Below are 18,810 nucleotides of genomic sequence, written 5' to 3'. Positions count from 1 at the left end.
ACGCTCAGATGATACAGTTCGACAGGGTCACCGTCACCAAAGAGGGTCGCACGATCCTGTCGGAGATCAGCCTCAACTTGCCCGAACACCGTATTGGCGTGATCGGCAACAATGGCTCCGGCAAAAGCACGTTTCTACGCCTGTTCAACGGCTTGGAACGCCCAAGCACCGGGAGCGTGAGCTACAAAGGAGAGGATAAAACCGACCTGCGCCAGCATGTTGGCTTTGTCTTTCAAAATCCAGACAATCAAATCGTTTTCCCGATGGTGGACGAAGACCTCGCCTTTGGGTTGAAGGCGCGCAAACTGTCAAAGCCAGACATCAAGGCACGGATCGACGCTGTGCTCACCGAGCTGTCCTTGACCCATCTGCGTGAGCGTCTGACCCATCAATTGTCGGGCGGGGAAAAGCAAATGGTGGCGTTGGCCGGTGTGCTAGTCACCCGTCCCGATCTCATCGTGTTTGACGAACCCACCACGCTGTTGGACCTGCGCAATAAGTTGCGTTTCATGTCGGTGCTTGATGCTTTGCCGCACCCTGCGGTGGTGGTGTCGCATGATCTTGACCTGCTCACCGGGTTTGACCGCATCTTGCACATTGAGGACGGCCATATCATCAACGATGGCCCCCCCGATGCGGTGATCCCGGCCTATATTGCGCGCTCGACATGCTGACCGAGCTTTACGTTCCGGGGCAAAGCCCGCTGCACCTTGCCCATCCAGCCCTGAAACTGGGGCTGTTGTTCGTCTATTGTACCCTGTTGTTTGTGATCGCGCATCCGGGCGTCTTGGCGGCTGGTGCGGTTTTGGTCGCATTCGGCTATGGCCTCGCCGGGTTAAAAGCGTCTCATGCGGTGATGGCCGTGCGTCCGGCATTTTACGTCTTGATGATCATTTTTGCGGTGCAACTCTGGCTCGAAGGCCCCGGCATGGCCACCTATATCGTCGCGCGATTTGCCTGTCTTTTATGGGCCGCGAGCCTTGTGACCTTTACCACCAAAGCCAGCGAATTTATTGACGGGATCTTGGCCGCGCTGACTTATGCGCCTGCGTGGGTGCCAAAAGCGAAAATCGCTTTGGCGATGTCCTTGGTCTGGCGGTTTATTCCAATGGTGCGCGGTATTTTTGACGAGGTGCGTGAGGCACAAAGCGCGCGCGGGCTGGGTCGCAATCTGACCGCGTTGTTCGTGCCGATCATTGTGCGCACTCTGAAATCCGCCGATGAAATCTCAGAGGCGATCCACGCACGCTCTCTGGAAGATTGATCCCTAAGCCCCGGTTATTTTTAGAAAAAGCCTGCGTGGAATGAAATGCGCCAATGAAAACAGCCACGAAAACGGCCGTGGAAAATTGGTTTCGAACCGGCCGCTGTCCATCGCGCGCATGACGTGAGCGGCGGCCTCTTTCGGCGCCATCAACATCGGCATGTCAAAGTCATTTTTGTCGGTCAGCCGGGTGCGAATAAAGCCCGGATTGGCGCATTGTACCTTTACGCCGCTTTTGTGCAAATCGGCGTAAAGCGTCTCGGCCAAATGCATCAAACCCGCTTTGCTCGCGCCATATCCAATGGCCCCCGGAAGGCCGCGATGCCCCGACAAGGAGCCGATCAAAACGATGTGGCCAGCGTCGCGTTTGGTGAAGTCCGGCACGATATGATGGAGCACAGACACCGCCCCCATCAGGTTGACCGCGAACATGGTTGAGACCGATTTGGCCTGCCATTGTTGCGCCGTCATCGGATCGTAAGTGCCCGCCACATATATCATGCCATCAACCGCACCCGCCGTTTTATAGGCCTGTTCCACGGAGGCCTCATCGGTCACATCCATCACCACCGCACGGGCGTGTTTGAGACTGGCCGCGACCTCATTCAACCGATCTTCGGATCGCGCCGACAGGATCAGCCCTGCGCCTTTCGCGTCCAATTCTTCGGCCAAAGCCCGGCCCAACCCTTCGCTGGCGCCGATGATCCAATAGGTCTTGCCCTGATAGGTCATTTTACCTCCTCTGCGGGGCGCATCGTCGCCACCAGTTCGGCCACTTTGATGCCGAATTTGCGCATTTCCGAGCGGTTCACGATCACGCCATTTTGCGCCAGATAGAGCCAATCTGTGACATCCAACACATGCCCGCCTGCGTCCTCTTCGAGTTTGATTTTATAGCGCATCGACAGGGTCGCCCCCGACAATTGCCCGGTGCCCACGCCGATGATGTCGGGTGCCGTGGCGGTCAGCGCGCCGCTGGCATCAAAGGACAGCGTCCATTCGCGCACCTGCTGACCGCCGCTGGCATAGGTGAATTCCTCGCGCAATGTGCCGTTCAGCCCGTCCCATGTCCCGGTCATCCGGGCCACAAACCGCGAGGAGACCCGGCCATCGGGGCCATAAATCACGCCCTCTGAATCGATCGGTCCGTTGAGGTGAACCTGTGGGTCAAACAACGGTGTCGTCTCGGCGTAATCCGCAGGCTTTTGAGCGCGGAAATTATATCCGGGCCGCCAGAGGATGAGCACGACGAGCAGCAAAATCAGAACGAGCGCGATGAGGATAAGTTTCATGATTGGACCTCTTTGGCCGAGGGGGTGTGGGGCATGTTGGGCGCGCTCAAACTGTCTTTTGGCGGCGCGGGGCGCGGGCGATAGCGGGCACCTTTGACTTTGAGCCGGAGCGCTTGGGCGTAGATCAAAATCAACGTGCGCAATGCCCCAAAAGGACGGCGCAGCGTGGCGCGCAGGATCGAGCCATTGGTGAGCGGCCTCCGCGCGCCGGTGAGTGTCGCAATCAAACCCTCGGTGCCATTGTCATGCAGGATGCGTATGGCGATGCGATCCGCGTGAATGGCAAAACCAAAGCTATAGCCGCCTTTGATCTCTTGGAACGGCGAGACGTGAAACACTTTGCGTGCGGTGATCACATCCGTGGCGGAGATCGGGGCAAAGTCAGCTAGGTGGCAGAGGTAATTGTGCCGATCGCCAAAGGTGTTGTTGACCTCGGCAATCACCGCCACAAGCGCGCCTTCGCGACAGGCCAACCAAAAGCTCACCGGGTTGAAGGAAAACCCAAGAAACGCGGGCTGCGTCAACAGGCGTAGACTGTACCCCTCTGACAAACCAGCGCTTTTCAACGCCTCCCGTGCCCAAACCGCGCCCCGCCCGGCGTCGCGAACTCCGCCATGATCGCGGTCATGCACGGCAAACAGGTTAAAGTGATTGCGCGAAAACAGGCGTGGGTGAAGCGGACTTTCAGGGTCGATCAAGACATAGTCCACGCCATAGCGAAACGCATGTTTGAGCGCCCCGCGCCGGGCATGGACCGTTTGGCCCGCGATATGTTCGGGGGCACTCATTGCGCCGCAATCGTGACGGCCGTCGCGGCCATGGCTGCCTGTGCGGTGAGCGCATCGGTGACGCGCACGGCGCTTGCGAATCCGTCCTCATGGAACCCATTGCCCAGATAAGCCCCCGCAAACCATGTGCGGTTTTGACCCTGAAGCGCTGCGATCGCGCCTTGGGCGCGCAAGGCCGCATGATCAAACACCGGGTGGCGAAAGGTGACCTCGTCATAAACCATCGCCGGGTCGGGCGCATGGGCTGGATTGAGGGTGACGAAAAGCGGGTCGGTTTCTGGGATGTTTTGCAACCGGTTCATCCAATAGGTGACGCCGATTTGGGTGCGGCTCTCGTCTGATTTGGCCTGATAGACCCAAGAGGACCAACAGGTTTTGCGCTTTGGCATAAAGGAGGCGTCACGATGCAGCACAACCCGGTTGTCTTGGTAACGCAGATCGGAAAGGGCGCGGGTCTCGGCCGCAGAGGGGACGGCGAGCAGTTTGAGCGCCGTGTCGGAATGGCAGGCAAAAATCACCTGATCAAACCGCTCGGACGCACCACCAAACGGCGTGATCTCAACCCCCATTTCATCGCGCTGAACCGTGGCAATCGGCGTACCTGTGCGCAAATCAGCCCCACGTCCCAAAAGATACGCCTCAAGGCGGCGAACATATTCAATCGAGCCCCCCGACACCGTCCACCATTGGTGTTGACCCGTGGCGCTGAGCAACGCGTGATTGCGGAAAAACTGCACCAAGGCACGGGCCGGAAAGGCGCGGATGTCCTCCGGCGAGGTTGACCAGATCGCGCCACAGATCGGCATCAGGTAGTAGCGCTGAAACCAGTCGCCAAGCTTCATATCCTCGACCATCTCGCCAATGGTCATGTGCTCGTCTTTGGCGGCGGCTTCCGCGCCCGCGTTAAAGCGGAAAATGTCGCGAACCATACGGACAAACCCTGGGCGCAGCAGGTTGCGTTTTTGGCCCACCAAAGCCGCCAAGGATTTCAGCCCGTATTCCACGCGCCCGCCATCAATCGTCGCGCCAAAGCTCATATCACTTGGCTCAACCGGCACATCAAGGGCCGCAAACATCTCGGTAAGATGCGGGTAATTGGCGTAATTGAACACGATAAATCCTGTGTCCACCGGCCTGTCGCTCTTGACCCCGGCCATCACCGTGCGCGCATGACCGCCCAAACGCGGCTCAGCCTCAAACAGGGTCACAGCATGCGTTCCAGCCAAACGGTAAGCCGCGGCAAGGCCTGAAATACCGCCGCCAATAATGGCGATCCGTTGGACGGGGGCGGGGGATACGTCAAATGACATGTCTTAATCTCCTTGGTTACAAAGCACTACGCGGCGCGCGCGCTTTTGGATCAAAACGATGATCACAAACCGAACCGACCGGAGAGGCGACACAGAAAAATCGAAAAAAGTGAAGACCGAAAGTGATCCATCCCTCGACGGGCCGCGTAAACCAGATATGTTGACCCAAGACCATCATATGTTTGCATCCGTGCTGGAGCCCGCTCCCTCTTTTGAGGCAGGGGCATGTGTGGTGCCGCTTGAAAAGACGGGTCCGTCCCGCCCTCAACGGCGCTCCACCAGACCCCGGATCTGCGCGAAAGGGCCGACCGACGTGACATCCCCCTCGACTGACTCCCCATCGGATCAGACCCAATGGATGCTCAAGGTGCGCGATCAGCGCGACAAGGCGGCATTTTCTGCCCTGTTTGACCATTTCGCCCCTCGCCTCAAAGGCATGGTGATGCGCTCCGGGGCCTCCTCGGCGCAGGCTGAGGATGTGGTGCAAGAGGTGATGCTTAAAGTCTGGCGCAAGGCGCATTTGTTTGATCCCGAACGAGCGCAGGTTTCGGCGTGGATTTATCAAATCGCACGCAACCAACAGACCGATCATTTCCGCAAAAATGCGCGACCTGTGCCAGAGGCGTTAAAAACCCCGGAGCCCCCCGAACCAGACGCCAGCCATGTCATTGGGCTTGAACAGGAGGTGCAACATCTCAAACGCGCGATGGCGGCGCTGAGCCCGGATCAAAGGCAAATGGTCGAACAGGCCTATATGGGCGAACTCAGCCACAGTGAAATCAGCGAAGCGACCGGATTGCCGCTTGGAACCATCAAATCCCGCATCCGCCTCGCCTTGGAAAAACTCAGACACGAAATGAAAGGAGCACGGTCATGAGCACGAATTCAATCACCCATCACGTCTCTGACGATGTTCTTTTGGCCTATGTGTCGGGTCACCTGCCACAGCCCTATGCGGTGGTGATTGCCAGCCATCTGTCGCTGTGCGACGACTGTCGCGCGCGCTCCGAGGCCCACGCCCATGCCGGTGGCGTGGTGATGGAAACGGGTGCCGTGTCTGATGTCTCGGCCGCTCTGAAATCGCGGCTGTTTGACGAACTCGACGCCGTTTTTGAGCAAGAGCCAGAGTATGAGGCCAAAGGTCCCTACCCGGCCCCGGTGATGGCCGCACTGGGCGGGGCCCAACCGCGGTGGAAACACATGGGGCTTGGCACAAAACAGGCGATTTTACAGCATGACAAGGCCGGAAGCGTGCGACTTTTGTACATCCCCGGCGGCATGGCTGTGCCGGATCATGGGCACAACGGGTTGGAACTGACCCTGGTGTTACAAGGCGCATTTCGCGATGAAACCGGGCGTTACGGTGTTGGTGATCTTGAGACCGCCGATGGCAGTTTGGAACACACGCCCATTGCCGAACCCGGAGAGGCCTGTATTTGTCTGGCCGCGACCGACGCGCAATTGCGGTTCTTGTCGCTTGTGCCGCGTCTGTTGCAACCAATCTTTCGGATTTGAGGCGGGTTACAGTACCCGCTTCAACCCTGACTGCACCTTCAACAATTTCGGCAAATAGACCGGAATCAGGCCCTCCACGCGGGCCTGCGTCGCCGCCATGCCGGTATTGAGCGCCGCCACGACCGTGCCATGACTGTTGACCAAGGGCACGGCGATAGAGCGCAGGCCAATCTCGACTTCTTGATCAATCAAGGCATAGCCTTGGTTTCGCGCCAAATCGACGCGCGCCATGACCTCTTCCGGGTCGGTAACGCTAAATTTCGTGCGCGGAGAGAGGTCTGAGGCCTCAATCACCGCCACCGCCTCATCGCGCGGTAAAGCGGCCAAAAGCACCCGCCCCATCGAGGTACAATGCGCCGGAAGACGTGACCCCGGCATCAGCCCGATCGACATCACCCGTTTTTGCGCCGCGCGGGCGAGATAAACGATTTCCGTGCGGTCCAAAATCGACACAGAACAGCTTTCACCAATGTTTTCCGTCAGTTGATCCAACCAAGGCTGCACGATTTGCGGCAGCGGCAGGGCCGAAATCGCCCCCATCCCAAGCCGCAAAGCGCGGTGGGTCAGCGTGAAGAATTTACCATCATACTCGGCATAGCCCTCGGCATGCAGCGTCAAAAGACAGCGCCGCGCGGTGGCCCGGTCCAGCCCGGTTTGTTTCGACACATCGGTGATTGACAGTTTCGGCGTCTCCGCCCCGAAACATTCGAGAACATGCAGGCCCTTGGCCAGAGAGGAGATGGTGTCTGATGATTTGTTCGCCATGCGCACGATTTTGATCATTCAGAGAACAAATGTCAATATGCGAACAAAATGACTCGGCCTTTTGCGATGGCAAAGCTAGATCAACGTTCAGAATAAGGAGAGTCTCATGGACAAAACCATCTCTACCGTGGCCGAGGCCATCGCCGAGATCCCGGACGGTGCACAGGTCATGATCGGCGGTTTCGGCGGCTCCGGCGCGCCGATCGAATTGATCCACGCGCTGATCGACCGCTTTCGCGCCACCGGCAGCCCGAAAAACCTGACCGTGATCAACAACAACGCGGGCAATGGCGGCATCGGTATCGCCGCGATGATCAAAGCCGGCATGGTCGGCAAAATGATCTGTTCCTTCCCGCGCAGCTCCAACGCCGAAGCGTTCAACGAGAAATATCTCGCGGGCGAGATCGAGTTGGAACTTGTGCCCCAAGGCACCTTGGCCGAACGCATCCGCGCCGCCGGTGCGGGCATCCCGGCGTTTTACACGCCCTCCTCTTTTGGCACCGACCTTGCGATCGGCAAACCGACCGAAGAGTTCGACGGCAAAATGTATGTCCGCGAACGCTGGTTGAAGGCGGATTTCGCCCTGATCAAAGGTCAGATCGGAGACACGGTCGGCAACCTGACCTACCGCCTTGCAGGCCGCAACTTCAATCCGCTGATGGCCATGGCTGCCAATAAAACCATCGCGCAAGTCTCCGAACTTGTCGCCCCCGGCGGCATCAACCCGGAACAAGTCATCACCCCCGGCATCTTTGTCGATATGGTGGTCGAAGTTGCACATCCTCAACAAGAAGAAGTGCTCGTGCGCACGGGAGTGGTTCATTAAATGTCCGATTTCAACATTTCCGACGTGGCTTTGAACAACGCCCAAATCGCGTGGCGCGCCGCGCAAGACATCGAAGATGGCTCTTATGTGAACCTCGGGATCGGCTTTCCCGAGATGATCGCCAAATTCCAACCCGAAGGCCGCGATGTCACCTATCACACCGAAAACGGTGTGCTGGGCTTTGGCAAGGCGCCGCTTGAGGGTGAGGAAGATTGGGACCTGATCAACGCCGGGAAAAAGGCGATCACGCTCAATCCGGGCGCGTCGTTTTTCCACCATGCCGACAGTTTCGCCATGGTCCGCGGTGGTCACCTCGATCTGGCCGTGCTGGGCGCATATCAGATCGGGCAAAACGGCGATTTGGCGAATTGGCGCGTTGGCTCCAAAGGCGTGCCTGCGGTCGGCGGGGCAATGGATTTGGTCCATGGTGCCAAACGCGTGGCCGTGGTCACCGATCACGTCACCAAAGATGGCAAGCCGAAATTGGTCGAGGCCTGCACCTTTCCGCTCACCGGCGTGGCCTGTGTGACCCGCGTCTATACCTCGCTCGCCGTGGTCGACATCGAGGATGGAAAATTCATCCTGCGCGAGAAAGTGTCTGGGATCACCTTGGCGCAATTGCAGGCCGTAACGGGCGCAACGCTTCATGTTGATGGCGACGTGGCCGACCTAAACGTACCGGAGGATTTGTGATGCAAGACGTCTATATCTGCGATTATATCCGCACGCCCATGGGCCGTTTCGCCGGGGCCTTGGCCTCGGTGCGCGCCGACGATTTGGGCGCGATCCCTTTGAAAGCCCTGGCCGAGCGCAACCCCGGCCTGGACCTTGCGGCGATTGACGAGGTCATTTTTGGCTGTGCCAACCAAGCCGGCGAAGACAACCGCAACGTGGCACGGATGTCGCTTTTGCTGGCGGGTTACCCGGATTGCGTGCCCGGAACGACAATGAACCGGCTTTGCGGCTCTGGCATGGATGCGATCATCACGGCCGCGCGGGCGATCAGGGCGGGTGAAGCCGAATTGATCGTGGCAGGCGGGGTCGAGTCGATGTCGCGCGCGCCCTTCGTGATGCCCAAGGCAGAGGCCGCATATTCGCGCAGCAACACAGTCGAGGACACCACCATCGGCTGGCGCTTTGTCAACAAGTTGATGAAGGACATGCATGGCGTCGACTCGATGCCCGAGACGGGGGAAAACGTGGCGGAAGATTTTAACATCAACCGTGCGGACCAAGACGCTTTTGCCCTGCGCTCGCAGCAAAAGGCAGGGGTTGCACTGACAAACGGACGTCTGGCCCGTGAAATCGTACCCGTGACCATCCCGCAGCGCCGCGGCGATCCGATTGTCGTAGACACCGACGAACACCCGCGCCCGCAGACCACCCTTGCCGATCTGCAAAAGCTCAAAACCTTCGTCAAAGCCGACGGCACGGTCACGGCAGGCAATGCCTCTGGCGTCAACGACGGGGCGGCGGCGCTGATCCTCGCGACCAAGGAAGCGGCGGAAAAACACGGGCTTACGCCGATCGCCAAAGTCCTTGGCGGGGCCACGGCGGGGGTTGCGCCACGCATCATGGGCTACGGCCCTGTGCCTGCCTCGAAAAAGCTGATGGCACGCCTTGGCCTCAAACAAGAGGACTTTGCGGTCATCGAGCTGAACGAAGCCTTTGCGAGCCAAGGCTTGGCCACGCTGCGCGATCTGGGCATTGCCGACGACGATGCGCGCGTGAACCCCAACGGCGGTGCGATTTCGCTCGGCCACCCGCTTGGCATGTCAGGCGCGCGGATCACCGGCACGGCGATGTTGGAACTCAAACCGGGTGAAAAGTCGCTGTCGATGATGTGTATCGGCGTCGGCCAAGGCATCGCCATTGCGCTGGAGGCCGTGTAAGATCAAAGATCAGCGGGCGGACATTTGTTCCGCCCGCTGGTGCAGCAAGCTTGCCAAAAGATCCGCAGGCGTGTTTTGACCAAAGGCAAATTTACGCGTCAAACCGACCGCGCCGGACATGTAATCGGCCTTCATATCAAGCGTCCCCAATGTGCCCGCCGCCAACTCCCGCGCCACCACGCCGCGCGAGATGAACCATAGCATATCCGATTGCTCCAACAACGTCAGCGCCACCGGCAAAGCGACGGTTTCAAACACCGGACGCAACCCCGACACCCCCATCGCCGACAGGTATTGATCGACCGTTGCGCGGATGATCGCCCCCGGATTAGGTAGGATCAACGGATAGGTCGAAAGCGCCTGAACCGGGTCATGCCCCAAGGCCGGATGACCGGCGCGTGCGACCAATTCAATCGGCTCATCATAGAGATATTCAAAGGACAGGCCAGGCATATCCTTTGACCCCGGCATGCGCCCAATCATCAGATCAATTTTGCCCGACCGCAGCATGTCGATCAGATAGCGGTTGGGCCCTGTCATCACGCCGATCCGCGCCTCGGGTCGCAATTCGTGGAATTCCAATGCAACCGACGGGAAAAACCCGCCTGCCACCGTGGGCAAGACGCCCACTTTGACAAGATCGCGGTGCGACGGGCCACTGAGCACACGACACCCGGCCTCAAGGCTTTGCAAGGCCGCAATGGCATGGCGGCGAAACGCTTCGCCACCGGGAGTGAGGATCGCCCGCCTTCCCGTGCGCTCGAACAACTCGGTGCCCAGTTGCGCCTCAAGCTCCGACACGGTTTTTGAGAGCGCAGGCTGCGAGACATTGCGCAACCGCGCGGCAGCAGAGATGGTGCCCGCCTCGGCAACAGCGAGGAAGGCGTCGAGGTGGCGGAGTTTGAGGCCGTTTGGTATATTCATTTGGTTATGCTTTTGGCATGATATTGTATTTTTTCCAATGAAAATATTATGGCACTCTGAGACAAGGAGGATCACATGCACGCATTACACCGCCCTTGGGGCACACAGCATTTGAGCCAGTCACAGGGCGAGGGCACTGCTTTGGTGTTCCTGAATTCTCTGGGCACGGACCTGCGGATGTGGGACGCGGTTTGCACACGCCTGCCGCAGGAATGGACCACGCTGCGGATGGACAAACGCGGGCACGGCCTGTCCGAAACTGCACCCGAGGGCTATGGAATCCCCGATTTGGCCAAAGATGTTTTGGCCGCGATGGATCACGCAGAGATCGAACGCGCTGTGATCGTTGGCTGCTCCATCGGCGGACTGATTGCGCAACATATCGCGCTGATGGCCCCCGAACGGGTGGTCGGTTTGGTGCTGTCCAATACCGCGCCGCAACTTGGCCCGGCTGACGGCTGGCTTGCGCGCATCGAAGCCATTCGCGCACATGGTATGGGGGCGATAGCCGAGGGGATTTTGCCGCGGTGGTTCGGGCCGGATTTTCTGAGCCACCCCGATGCTGCGCTTTGGCGCACCATGCTCGCGCGCACCGATCAGGACGGCTATATTGCCACCTGCGCCGCGATTGCAGGCACGGACATTTCTGACCGTCTGAGCGCAATCACCCAGCCCGCGCTGGTCATCGCTGGCAAGCACGATCTGGCCACGCCCGCACCCGTCGTCGAGGCCCTGGCACGCGCCCTGCCCCGCGCCGATTTTATGATGTTCGAAACCACTGGGCACCTGCCCGCGATTGAAACACCCGACGCCTTTGCTGAGGCGCTTGTCCGATTTGTCGAAAGGATCACCGCATGAGCAAGACATTCGATCAGGGGATGAAAACCCGCCGCGCTGTCTTGGGCGATGCCCATGTCGATCGTGCCGAGGCCGCCAAGTCCGAGTTTGATTTGCCCTTTCAAACACTGATCACCGAAGGGGCTTGGGGCACAGTGTGGTCGTCGGACAAGATCTCGCGCCGGGAACGGTCGATGTTGACCATCGCGCTTTTGGCCGCGACTGGAAATTTTGAGGAAATTCCGATGCATATCCGCGCCACCGCGCGCACGGGCGCATCGAAAGACGATGTGGCAGAGGCGCTGCAACATGTGGCGATTTATGCGGGTGTGCCAAAGGCAAATCACGCGCTGAAATTGGCCAAGCAAACCTTTGCCGAAATGGAGGAGAGTGAAAATGACTGATATGGGTCCCTTGATCCCGCGCAATCGCGCGATCCATCCGGTGCCGTATGACCCGGATTATAAGACGAGCGTGTCGCGCTCGCCTAACCTGCCGCTTTTGTCGATGGAAAGCAGCCCATCTGAGGAAACTGGCCCGACGTTCGGCCATAACAAACTCGGTGCTTTGGACAACAACTTGATCCTGAACTGGACCAAGGGCGCGGCCCCTGCGGTGGGCGAACGCATTCTCATGCATGGTCGGGTTTTGGACGAAATGGGCCGCCCTGTGCCGAACACGTTGATCGAAATTTGGCAAGCCAATGCAGGCGGGCGCTATCGTCACAAAAAGGACAGTTATTTCGCGCCGCTCGACCCGAATTTTGGCGGCTGCGGCCGAACCATTACAGATGAAAACGGCTACTATGAGTTTTTGACCGTGCGCCCCGGGGCCTATCCTTGGCCGAACCGCGCCAATGATTGGCGACCGATGCACATCCACATTTCGGTCTATGGCCACAGTTTCGGTCAGCGCCTGATCACCCAGATGTATTTCGAAGGTGATCCTTTGATCAATCACTGCCCAATTGCCGCGACAATCAAAGACCGCAGCTCGCTGGATCGTCTGGTCGCGCCGTTGGATTTCTCGAAATCGCGTCCGCTCGATTTCCTCGCCTATAAATTTGACATTGTGCTGCGCGGTCGTCGCCAGACCATGTTCGAAAACAAGCTGGAGGGCATGTAAGATGGTCCAGAAACTTGACACATTGATTGAAACCGCCTCTCAAACCGCAGGCCCCTATGTCCATATCGGATTGATGCCGACCTACGCGGGCAATGGCGGCTATTACGACGAAGAAATCGCCACGACGCCGTTTATGGATGAAGCCAAAGCCAAAGGCGACATCATCGAGATCGTCGGTTCGGTGTTTGATGGCACCGGTTGGGCGATGCGCGACGCGCTCATTGAGTCCTGGCAATGCGATGCGACAGGCCTGTTCCCGGGGGCGGAGGGTGCAGATCCGGCATTCACCGGCCATTGCCGCTTTGCCGCCGATGCCGAGACCGGTGAGTTTACGCTGCGCACCGTGAAGCCCGGCTCATATGTCGGCCGGGGTGGCGTCAAAACTGCGCCGCATATCTCCCTTTGGGTGGTGGCACGCGGCATCAACATTGGCCTCAACACCCGGATTTATTTCGAGGATGAGGACAATTCCAATGACCCGCTTTTGAACCGGATCGAACAGCGCCCGCGCGTTGACACATTGATCGCCAAGAAGACCGCCGAGGGCCTATATCGCTTTGATATCCGCCTGCAGGGGGCGGGTGAGACGGTGTTTCTCGACCTGTAACTTTTGCACAATTCAAACTATAAGGGGCGGCAACCACCGCCCCTTTCGCCGTAAACAAGGACAATTCGATGAGCAGTTCTGTTTTTGATCACCCGTGGTTGTCCGGCCTTTTTGGCGATCCCGAAATGGCCGCGATCCTGTCACCTGAGCGCCAGATGGCGCATATGTTGGCATTCGAAGCCGCATGGTCGCGCGCCTGTGGCACGGCAGGCGTGTTTGATCCGGCCTTGGCGGAAGAGGCTGCGTGCGCCATTGAGTGCGCCACAATCGACTTTGCCGATATTGCCTTGGGCATGGCGCAAGACGGCGTCCCCATCCCGCGCTTGATCGCGCAACTCAAAGCCACAGCCCCTGCCGCAGCGCTGCACAAAGGCGCGACCTCACAGGATGTCGTGGACACCGCATTGGTGCTCACCCTGCGTGAAGCCTCTTTTTTGATTGCCGGACGATTGATGGAGCTGGAAACCTATTTGAAAGCACTGGAAGATCGGTTTGGGGACGCGCCCTTGATGGGGCGCACCCGGATGCAAGCGGCGACAGAAATCACCGTGCGGGACCGGATTTCGACCTGGCGTTTGCCGCTTGCGGACCACCTCAAAACGCTTGATCAAAAGCGCGCAGATGTGGAAAAAGTGCAAATTGGCGGTGCCTCGGGGGACCGAAAAGCGCTTGGGGATCAAGCCGATCTGGTTGTCGCTGAGGTCGCGAAAACCCTTGGCCTTGCGCCCACGGATAAGGCCTGGCACAGCATGCGACATGGCCTCACAGGCTATGCCTCTTTCCTCTCTCTCATCACCGGCAGCCTTGGCAAAATTGGCCAAGACATTGCCCTCATGTCACAACAAGGCATTGAAGAGATTTCACTTTCTGTCGGCGGAGGGTCGTCGGCCATGCCGCACAAACAAAACCCCGTCGCGGCAGAACTGCTCGTCACCCTCGCGCGGTTCAACGCCACACAGGTCTCAGCCATGCATCACGCTCTGGTACATGAACAGGAACGCTCAGGCGCGGCCTGGTCACTCGAATGGATGGTCCTGCCGCAAATGATGATGGCCACGGGGCGGGCGCTCGCCATGGCCATCACCTTGATCAAAAATGTTGAGCGGATCGGCGCGCTTTAAAACGGCAAGCCAATGTAGTTTTCTGCCAAATCACGCCGCGCGGTTTCAGAGGTTGCGAGGTGAGTGAGCGTTGCTTTGCGCATCTGTTCGGCAAAGGCGTCTTCGCCATCAAACCGGTGCAACATCGTGGTCATTTGCCAGCTAAAGCGCATGGCTTTCCAAATCCGCTCCAACGCACGGGCCGAGTATTCGTCGATGCCTGTTTTGGACCCGCCTTTCACCGCATCAATGAGCGATTTGTACAAGTAATAGACATCAGACGCCGCAAGGTTCAGGCCTTTGGCACCGGTTGGCGGCACGATATGTGCAGCATCGCCAACAAGGAACATATTGCCCCAACGCAACGGCTCGGCCACGAAACTGCGCAGCGGTGCGATGGATTTTTCAATCGACGGGCCCGTAATCAACCGCGCGGCGGCGTCAGAGGGAATGCGACGGGAGAACGCGTCCCAGAACCGCCCGTCCGACCAATCTTCGACCTTATCCGACAACGGCACCTGCACATAATAGCGCACCAGATTTTCGTTGCGCATCGAGGCAAGCGCAAAGCCGTGGCGCGAGTTGGAATAAATCAACTCGTCATGTACAGGTGGGGTTTCAGACAAAATCCCAAGCCAACCAAAGGGATAGACGCGCTCAAACTCGCGACGCTTGTCTTCGGGGATGGTTTTGCGCGACACGCCATGAAAGCCGTCACAGCCCGCCACATAAAGGCACTCAAGCCGCTTGCGCGCGCCCTCATGAGTGAATTCAACATAAGACGTGGCTTGGTCGAGATCGTGGATCGACACATCTTCGACGCCGTGGATCACAGTGGTGCCAATGGCGTCTTGGGCAGCATAAAGGTCGGTGGTGACCTCGGTCTGACCGTAGACCATCACCTGTTTTCCGGTCAGCTCTTTGAAGTCGATGTGGACCATCAATTCGTCGTCGGTGAGATAACAACCGTCATGCGGGATGCCCTCTTGGGCCATGCGCGCGCCGACGCCCGCCTCGTTCAAAAGCTCGACCGTGCCCCATTCCAAAATACCAGCACGGATGCGCGACAGAACATGCGCGCGGGTGGAGCGTTCCAAAACGACAGTCTCGACACCCGCTTTGTTCAACAGTTGTGACAATAAGAGGCCCGACGGGCCCCCGCCAATAATGGCAACTTGGGTTTTCATATGCGTCTCTCCCTTTTCTTACCGTAAGCCTAACGCATCACCGGTACGGACCGAATGGACGGGGTCGGCAATGAATGGTATTATTCGGGCATGATCGACACAAACATCATCCCTGCCTTTAACCTCTTTGGCGAAACCAGCGCCTTTCCCGATGTGGTGCATTGCGAACGGGTGTTTGACCGGGCGGGATTGCATGATTGGGTGATCTCGCCGCATCGCCACCACCAAATGACTCAAATTTTCCATATCGAACAGGGGCATGCTCGTGTGAGTTTGGATGGCCAAGAGAACTCCCTTAAAAACGGCGAATTTCTCTATGTTCCAACCAAAATTGTGCATGGGTTTGCGTTTCAAAAAGGCACCGAAGGTTTGGTCCTGTCCCTCCCCTCTCCTGTGGTGCAGCGCGTGGGCCCCCGCACGCCTGCCCTCACAGCTTGGCTGAATGCGCCCCATCAAGGCGCGCTTGGTGCGGCGGCCACGCCGTTGCTCCATGCGATTGCACAATCCTATGGGTCTACTGGTACATTTCGCACACAACGTTTGATCGCCCTCTCAAATGCCCTTCTGGTGACACTGGCCGAGGAAAGTGATGAGGGCGCGCCATCAGATCACGCGCCGACCCAGCAAATGCAGCGGCTTGAGGCGCTGCTTTCCGATCACCTGAATGAGGGTTGGGGGCCAAGCGAGTTTGCAACTGCGCTGCATATGACCACGGGGCATTTGAACCGGATCGTCAAAAATGAGACCGGCGCGAGCCTATCTCAATTTTTGGAAACAACCGTGATGACCGAGGCCTGCCGCCTGTTGGCCTTCACCCGGCTGTCCGTCGCCGAAGTTGGCTATCGTTTGGGCTATACCGATCCGCCATATTTTTCCCGCCGCTTCCGGGCGCGCATGGGGGAAACCCCCACCACATATCGCGCCCGGGTTGCGGGAGAGGCGGGTTAAGCCGCCAAAGGCAAACGCACTGGCAACGGACGGCGCGCCACACATTTGGCAAGGCGGATCAACTCCGCATCGCCTGTCGCCGCCAGTTTACACCAGACCGCCTGAAACAAGAGTTCCGCCGTCAAAGCCATGAAATCATGAGATTTTTCAAGCACCCCCTCACTCATTTCTGCACGCGCAGCTTGCCAATCGGACAAAAGCGCAAGACAGGCCGCATCCCCGTCCGCAAGCCGCTCAATCAAGCAAGTAAAGGCGTCTGGGCCCTCTGGCGCACGCAGACCCCGCGTGGCGGTAGAGATGGCATGAATGCCATTCGCCCCCTCGTAGATCGAGGTGATGCGGGCATCGCGCCAAGTCTGAGACACGCGATATTCCGTCAGATAGCCGTAGCCACCCAGCACTTGCATGCCCAAATCCGCCGACATAATTCCCGCATCGGTGCAGAACACTTTGCAGATTGGCGTGAGGAAATCGACCAGCGCGCGATTTTCGCCTAAAGCCAATTCGACCATGGTCAGATAGGCCATGGCGCGGGCGCCAAGGGCCAATGATTTCTGGGCGTCCAGCATCCGGCGCACGTCCGGGTGATCGGCCAAAACCGCCTCCGTACCGTCGGATTTACGGCCTTGCTTGCGCTCACTGGCATAAGCCGCCGCGATCTGATGGGCACGGCTGGCGTGAGCGACACCTTGCAATGCGACATCCAGACGGGCGTGGTTCATCATGGTAAACATCGCCATCAACCCGCCGCCCTCTTGGCCGATCAACTCGGCGCGCGCGCCGTCAAAGGCCAGTTGACAGGTGGGCGAAGCGTGAAGACCCAGTTTTTCCTCGATCCGGGTCACGGTGACCGCATTGCGCGCACCGTCCTCATCGGAGCCACAAAGGAACAGCGACAGGCCTTTGATCCCCTCCTCAGGCGCGCCGGTGCGGGCCAAAACAAGGTGCAAAATCCCCTCAGACATGTCTTGATCGCCGCCGGAGATGAAAATTTTCTCCCCTTCGATCCGCCAAACATCGCCCTCACGGGTGGCTTTGGTGCGAATACGAGAGAGATCCGAGCCCGCCCCCGGTTCTGTCAGGCACATGGTGGAAAGCACGTCCCCGGATACCAGACGCGGAATCCAAGTGTGTTGTTGCGCCTCAGAGCCGAATTTCATCAATGTCGAGATCGCGCCGGGCACGAGGTTGCAAACCATTTGCAGCGCGTGGTTTGCGCCCGAAAACATCTCGGACACGCCCGCTGCGATCACCGCGTTTTGCGCCATGCCGCCGAACGCTTCGGGGGCTGTGAGGCCTTGCCATCCCCCCTCAGAGAGTTGATCAAAGGCGTCTTTGAACCCGTCAGGCATGACGACGCGACCCTCAACCAAGGCACACCCCTGCGCGTCACCCGGCTCATCCAAAGGCGCGATCACGCCCTCGGCGAAACTGGCAAAATGCGACAGAATGCCCTCGGCCAATTCATCATCCCAGTCGGGCAACCGATCCGCTCCGGCAACCCCTTTCAAACAAAAGAGAATGTCATCTAAAGGGGCCTGAAACGGGGTCATTCAGCCACCCCCAACAACCGCATCGCGTTCTCTTTCAAAATCAGCGGGCGAACCTCGTCGCGGAACTCGGCTTTTTCAAACGCCGCCAACCATTTTTCCGGCGCGATCATCGGCCAGTCCGAGCCAAAGAGCATCTTTTCTTTCAGCATCGTGTTGGCGTAGCGCACAAGGATTGGCGGGAAATATTTCGGCGACCAACCGGACAGGTCGATGTAAACATTCGGCTTATGCGTTGCCACCGACAAAGCCTCTTCTTGCCAGGGGAACGACGGGTGGGCGAGGATGATCGGCATGTCGGGAAAATCCACCGCCACGTCGTCAATATACATAGGATTTGAATACTTTAGCCGCATCCCATTGCCGCCCGGCATCCCCGATCCAACGCCGGTTTGACCGGTGTGAAACAACGCCGGTTTGCCAGACTCGGCGATGGCCTCATAAAGCGTGTAGGCATTGCGATCATTGGGGTAGAATCCCTGCATCGTCGGGTGAAATTTAAAGCCCTGAACGCCGTGATTTTCGACCAAATCGCGGGCCTCACGCGCGCCCAGTTTGCCCTTGGCCGGATCAATCGAGGCGAAGGGAATGAGGATGTCCGCATGTTTGGCGGCGGCCTCGGCGACCTCGTAATTGTTGTAACGGCGGTAGCCGGTTTCGCGCTCGGCATCGACTGGGAAAATCACCGCAGCGATATTCATCTCGCGGTAATGCGCGGCGGTTTGATCAATGGTCGGCGGATGCGACCACGGCGCGCCAAAATAGGACGCCATCGAGGCCTGAAGGTCATCATAGCCATCGTCATCATGACAGCCACAGGCCTCTTCGGCATGGGTGTGAAAATCAATCGCGCGGACAGAGGTAAAATCTACCATTTTCA

Annotated in this window: 22 protein-coding genes; 13 read left to right on the top strand and 9 right to left on the bottom strand. The window is 58.5% G+C overall.

The annotated features are described in order from the left end of the window. Window positions 1–8: 8 nt before the first annotated feature. Window positions 9–674 (top strand): energy-coupling factor ABC transporter ATP-binding protein, encoded by a 666-nt coding sequence (locus tag DA792_RS03830; protein ID WP_107718243.1) that lies wholly within the window; start codon window positions 9–11, stop codon window positions 672–674. After that, window positions 668–1,264, top strand: coding sequence for an energy-coupling factor transporter transmembrane component T family protein (locus tag DA792_RS03825; protein WP_107718241.1), 597 nt, complete (start codon window positions 668–670; stop codon window positions 1,262–1,264). Before DA792_RS03830 ends, DA792_RS03825 begins: the two co-directional genes overlap by 7 nt. A gap of 3 nt (window positions 1,265–1,267) precedes the next feature. On the opposite strand, the gene DA792_RS03820 is transcribed toward DA792_RS03825, so the two are convergent. From DA792_RS03820 to DA792_RS03805, 4 genes are read right to left on the bottom strand one after another with little or no spacing between them, the layout of a single operon-like run. After that, a complete protein-coding gene (locus tag DA792_RS03820) occupies window positions 1,268–1,996 on the bottom strand; it encodes an SDR family NAD(P)-dependent oxidoreductase (protein ID WP_107718239.1) in 729 nt (242 codons plus the stop codon). Next, window positions 1,993–2,556, bottom strand: coding sequence for a DUF3833 family protein (locus DA792_RS03815; protein ID WP_107718238.1), 564 nt, complete (start codon window positions 2,554–2,556; stop codon window positions 1,993–1,995). The genes DA792_RS03820 and DA792_RS03815 overlap by 4 nt, the downstream gene beginning before the upstream one ends. Next, window positions 2,553–3,344 (bottom strand): DUF1365 domain-containing protein, encoded by a 792-nt coding sequence (locus DA792_RS03810; protein ID WP_107718236.1) that lies wholly within the window; start codon window positions 3,342–3,344, stop codon window positions 2,553–2,555. The genes DA792_RS03815 and DA792_RS03810 overlap by 4 nt, the downstream gene beginning before the upstream one ends. Continuing rightward, the gene (locus DA792_RS03805) at window positions 3,341–4,654 is read right to left on the bottom strand and encodes an NAD(P)/FAD-dependent oxidoreductase (protein WP_107718234.1); all 1,314 of its coding nucleotides are present in this window, start codon (window positions 4,652–4,654) and stop codon (window positions 3,341–3,343) included. The genes DA792_RS03810 and DA792_RS03805 overlap by 4 nt, the downstream gene beginning before the upstream one ends. A 358-nt stretch (window positions 4,655–5,012) precedes the next feature. Between DA792_RS03805 and DA792_RS03800 the strand changes: the two genes are divergently transcribed. Further along, window positions 5,013–5,531: a sigma-70 family RNA polymerase sigma factor gene (locus DA792_RS03800; protein ID WP_199908167.1), complete on the top strand. Its 519-nt coding sequence runs from the start codon at window positions 5,013–5,015 to the stop codon at window positions 5,529–5,531. Continuing rightward, window positions 5,528–6,169 (top strand): ChrR family anti-sigma-E factor, encoded by a 642-nt coding sequence (locus DA792_RS03795; RefSeq protein WP_107718229.1) that lies wholly within the window; start codon window positions 5,528–5,530, stop codon window positions 6,167–6,169. The genes DA792_RS03800 and DA792_RS03795 overlap by 4 nt, the downstream gene beginning before the upstream one ends. Window positions 6,170–6,175: 6 nt before the next feature. Here the strand turns inward: DA792_RS03795 and DA792_RS03790 are convergent, their stop codons facing one another. Then, the gene (locus DA792_RS03790) at window positions 6,176–6,934 is read right to left on the bottom strand and encodes an IclR family transcriptional regulator domain-containing protein (protein ID WP_107722544.1); all 759 of its coding nucleotides are present in this window, start codon (window positions 6,932–6,934) and stop codon (window positions 6,176–6,178) included. 106 nt (window positions 6,935–7,040) lie between these two features. On the opposite strand from DA792_RS03790, the gene DA792_RS03785 reads away from it, so the two are divergent. Genes DA792_RS03785 through pcaF form a run of 3 tightly spaced genes read left to right on the top strand, consistent with a single transcriptional unit; the run spans window position 7,041 to window position 9,652 of the window. Continuing rightward, on the top strand, window positions 7,041–7,760 hold the full coding sequence (locus DA792_RS03785) for a 3-oxoacid CoA-transferase subunit A (protein ID WP_107718227.1): 720 nt from the start codon (window positions 7,041–7,043) through the stop codon (window positions 7,758–7,760). Further along, window positions 7,761–8,453, top strand: coding sequence for a 3-oxoacid CoA-transferase subunit B (locus DA792_RS03780; protein ID WP_107718225.1), 693 nt, complete (start codon window positions 7,761–7,763; stop codon window positions 8,451–8,453). Further along, on the top strand, window positions 8,453–9,652 hold the full coding sequence (gene pcaF, locus DA792_RS03775) for a 3-oxoadipyl-CoA thiolase (protein ID WP_107718224.1): 1,200 nt from the start codon (window positions 8,453–8,455) through the stop codon (window positions 9,650–9,652). The genes DA792_RS03780 and pcaF overlap by 1 nt, the downstream gene beginning before the upstream one ends. A 9-nt stretch (window positions 9,653–9,661) precedes the next feature. Here pcaF and DA792_RS03770 read toward each other — a convergent pair whose 3' ends face one another. Next, window positions 9,662–10,576: a LysR substrate-binding domain-containing protein gene (locus DA792_RS03770; protein ID WP_107718222.1), complete on the bottom strand. Its 915-nt coding sequence runs from the start codon at window positions 10,574–10,576 to the stop codon at window positions 9,662–9,664. A 75-nt stretch (window positions 10,577–10,651) separates the two neighbouring features. Here DA792_RS03770 and pcaD point away from each other — a divergent pair, with 75 nt between their 5' ends. From pcaD to DA792_RS03745, 5 genes are all read left to right on the top strand, one after another. After that, window positions 10,652–11,434, top strand: a complete 783-nt coding sequence (pcaD, locus tag DA792_RS03765; protein ID WP_107718220.1) for a 3-oxoadipate enol-lactonase — start codon at window positions 10,652–10,654, stop codon at window positions 11,432–11,434. Then, on the top strand, window positions 11,431–11,817 hold the full coding sequence (gene pcaC, locus DA792_RS03760) for a 4-carboxymuconolactone decarboxylase (protein ID WP_107718218.1): 387 nt from the start codon (window positions 11,431–11,433) through the stop codon (window positions 11,815–11,817). Before pcaD ends, pcaC begins: the two co-directional genes overlap by 4 nt. Further along, entirely contained in the window at window positions 11,810–12,538 is a 729-nt protein-coding gene (gene pcaH, locus DA792_RS03755; RefSeq protein WP_009573830.1) for a protocatechuate 3,4-dioxygenase subunit beta, read from the top strand. The genes pcaC and pcaH overlap by 8 nt, the downstream gene beginning before the upstream one ends. A gap of 1 nt (window position 12,539) precedes the next feature. Further along, a complete protein-coding gene (pcaG, locus tag DA792_RS03750; protein ID WP_107718217.1) occupies window positions 12,540–13,145 on the top strand; it encodes a protocatechuate 3,4-dioxygenase subunit alpha in 606 nt (201 codons plus the stop codon). 68 nt (window positions 13,146–13,213) lie between these two features. Beyond that, on the top strand, window positions 13,214–14,266 hold the full coding sequence (locus tag DA792_RS03745; RefSeq protein ID WP_107718215.1) for a 3-carboxy-cis,cis-muconate cycloisomerase: 1,053 nt from the start codon (window positions 13,214–13,216) through the stop codon (window positions 14,264–14,266). Here DA792_RS03745 and pobA read toward each other — a convergent pair. Next, window positions 14,263–15,432 carry a 4-hydroxybenzoate 3-monooxygenase gene (gene pobA / locus DA792_RS03740; protein ID WP_107718213.1) on the bottom strand — a complete coding sequence of 390 codons (1,170 nt, stop codon included), beginning with the start codon at window positions 15,430–15,432 and terminating at the stop codon, window positions 14,263–14,265. The two genes, DA792_RS03745 and pobA, sit on opposite strands and share 4 nt — an antisense overlap. A 54-nt stretch (window positions 15,433–15,486) precedes the next feature. Here pobA and DA792_RS03735 point away from each other — a divergent pair, with 54 nt between their 5' ends. Continuing rightward, complete coding sequence (locus DA792_RS03735) at window positions 15,487–16,380, top strand: helix-turn-helix domain-containing protein (RefSeq protein ID WP_254679346.1); 894 nt, start codon at window positions 15,487–15,489, stop codon at window positions 16,378–16,380. On the opposite strand, the gene DA792_RS03730 is transcribed toward DA792_RS03735, so the two are convergent. Both DA792_RS03730 and DA792_RS03725 read right to left on the bottom strand, forming a co-directional pair. Further along, the gene (locus DA792_RS03730; RefSeq protein ID WP_107718211.1) at window positions 16,377–17,933 is read right to left on the bottom strand and encodes an acyl-CoA dehydrogenase family protein; all 1,557 of its coding nucleotides are present in this window, start codon (window positions 17,931–17,933) and stop codon (window positions 16,377–16,379) included. The genes DA792_RS03735 and DA792_RS03730 overlap by 4 nt on opposite strands. Further along, window positions 17,930–18,805, bottom strand: coding sequence for an amidohydrolase family protein (locus DA792_RS03725; RefSeq protein ID WP_107718209.1), 876 nt, complete (start codon window positions 18,803–18,805; stop codon window positions 17,930–17,932). Before DA792_RS03725 ends, DA792_RS03730 begins: the two co-directional genes overlap by 4 nt. Window positions 18,806–18,810: the final 5 nt, after the last annotated feature.

The organism is Celeribacter baekdonensis, assembly GCF_003047105.1.
In the GTDB taxonomy this organism is placed as follows: domain Bacteria; phylum Pseudomonadota; class Alphaproteobacteria; order Rhodobacterales; family Rhodobacteraceae; genus Celeribacter; species Celeribacter baekdonensis_B.
Note: the sequence above shows the minus strand (reverse complement) of the source record. Positions and strands in the feature narration are given on the sequence as shown.